We start from the raw sequence: 2,074 nt of genomic DNA on the forward strand, positions 1-2,074 counted from the left end.
AACAAAGAAAGAGCTTTCCTACTTCCGTTTGAAGTTAGAGAACTACCTCAGTGAGCATTTCCCAGAAATGCTGGCTGACAACCCATTCATAACGGCAAGAGCTGATGAATCCCTTACTACCTATTGTGATGCAGTGGCACAGGGCTTCTCGCATCCCGAAGCAGAGACAATGGCAAGCGAAGTCTTATATCAAGGTTTGCACTTTTCCAAGTATGACACGCTTGTATCCGTCTTAGAGAATGAGTTCGAGAAAGAACTTCCTTCTCCTCTTCCTGAAAGACTAACACCAATGCTTCTAAAGAATAAGGCTGTGCAAAGCGTTTTCGATAAGTATGAACTGACAGACGATTTTGGTGCAAGTCCAGAGTATGAGAAACTCTACACCGAACTGACAGGGACAATCGTTTTGCTCATTGAGGTCAATGGTCTGCCAACAGTCGATAGTGAGAACATAACTTGATGTAATACCATCGGGAGCTTTTGTAGTGTCAAGAGCCAAGATAACTATTCTTCCCCACACACCAAGAGTTTAGGCAAACACTTGGCTTTGTGAGGCAGAATATCTTGTAACTGCTCTTGAAACTATTAAAAGCTCTGATATGAATACAATCATCATGAATCAAGACGTTCACACACCTGCCTTCATCAAGGCAGACGCATCGAATAAAACCGATAATATCAAGCAGCAGCCGACTTCTCCCAAGCAAGTCCGTCGCTTCGGTTGGACACGCTTCATCGAACTCGCTATCCTGCTTTCCATCGTTTTCGGTGTCATTTGGCTTATCTCGAGGATGGTAACACCGCAAGTCGTAACTGCCGTCTCTGTCATTGCAGGTTTTCTGATACTACGCTTTATAGTCAGGGTAATTCTAAAAGTAACATTTACGCTGCTGAGCATACTCTTCTGGTTGTCAATTCTCTGTGCCATCCTGCTATGCGTGCTTTGAGAAGCACAGCTCTGTAATACCTTTCATTTATCGTTCATTAGGTGGTTATCTCACATTTCGAGATAGCCACCTTTTCTATTTCCCACTACGAGCGTTGCACTTTCGCTTCCTTTCCAATGCTCCACAATATGCGAAATGAAGAAGACGGATGCTGTTCCCTTTTTATCCGCAAAGGTAGTACGGGGCTTGTGGCTTTCCCAAGGTCTGTGCCGCTTGGTTTGTCTGGAAAATCTCCACACCTACGGGTTGTATTTTCCGCCAAAACCTTGTGCAAGCCCGCCCCGCTACCTCTATTTTGCTACAAAAAGGAATCAGCATACTCCGATCTTTGGACGCATAAAAAAAATGTCGCTATGGATAAGCAAAAAGTAAATACAACATCGTCGATGAACAGCAAAGGATATAGCTCCTCCTCTCATTACCGCATTAACCCTGTGGCTGAAAAAAGTGAGCAAGTGTTGGCAATTAAGTTTGTACAATGGGACGTTCCCCCGTTGGAGAGCCTTTGTAACAGCAAAGTATATCTCCTGCGTATGAAACTCTATCGTGGCGAAATGATGAGCCGTGAGGAAAAGAATTGGCTATGTGAAGCGGTGAACTCAAACACCTATTTCCGAACAGCCGTTCCACTGCAAGGCTATCGCTTTGACTTCTTTGATGTACTGAAGAAATATCTTGTCAATCAGTACGGACAATGGACAGAGTATTACGCAGCCGACAGAACAAGCCTAAGAGCCTACCTATATGGACGCATCAATCAAATAGTAGAAATCCCAAAATACTAAGCAATATGAAAGGAACAGAACATTTCACACGGACAATAGCCGAGTATCTCAATCAGCGTGCTATGACAGACCCCTTGTTTGCCCCTAACTTGATGAAACCGAACAAGAATATCGAGGAGTGCATCACCTACATTCTTAATGAAGTGCAGAAAAGCGGTTGCAACGGCTTTGATGATGATGAAATCTTCTCTATGGCTGTTCACTACTACGATGAGGACGATATAGAGGTCGGCAAGGCTGTTTCTTGCCAAGTTGCCGTTAATCACATTGTGGAACTCACAGAGGAAGAAAAAGTCGAAGCAAGGCAGGAAGCCATTAAACAATATCAGCGTGAGGAACTTG

General features: G+C 44.0%; 4 protein-coding genes. All 4 read left to right on the top strand.

Annotated elements, in window-relative coordinates:
• Positions 1-460, top strand: a 460-nt coding sequence (locus X919_RS0105905; protein ID WP_028899391.1) for a DUF1896 domain-containing protein, incomplete at its 5' end; no start/stop codon positions are given.
• A 139-nt stretch (positions 461-599) separates the two neighbouring features.
• Positions 600-947: a hypothetical protein gene (locus tag X919_RS0105910; protein WP_028899392.1), complete on the top strand. Its 348-nt coding sequence runs from the start codon at positions 600-602 to the stop codon at positions 945-947.
• Positions 948-1,300: 353 nt separating this feature from the next.
• Entirely contained in the window at positions 1,301-1,732 is a 432-nt protein-coding gene (locus X919_RS0105915; protein ID WP_028899393.1) for a hypothetical protein, read from the top strand.
• 5 nt (positions 1,733-1,737) lie between these two features.
• Positions 1,738-2,074: PcfK-like family protein (locus tag X919_RS0105920; protein WP_028899394.1), on the top strand; the 337-nt coding region annotated here is incomplete at its 3' end.

The organism is Prevotella sp. HJM029 (assembly GCF_000599605.1).
Lineage (GTDB): Bacteria > Bacteroidota > Bacteroidia > Bacteroidales > Bacteroidaceae > Prevotella.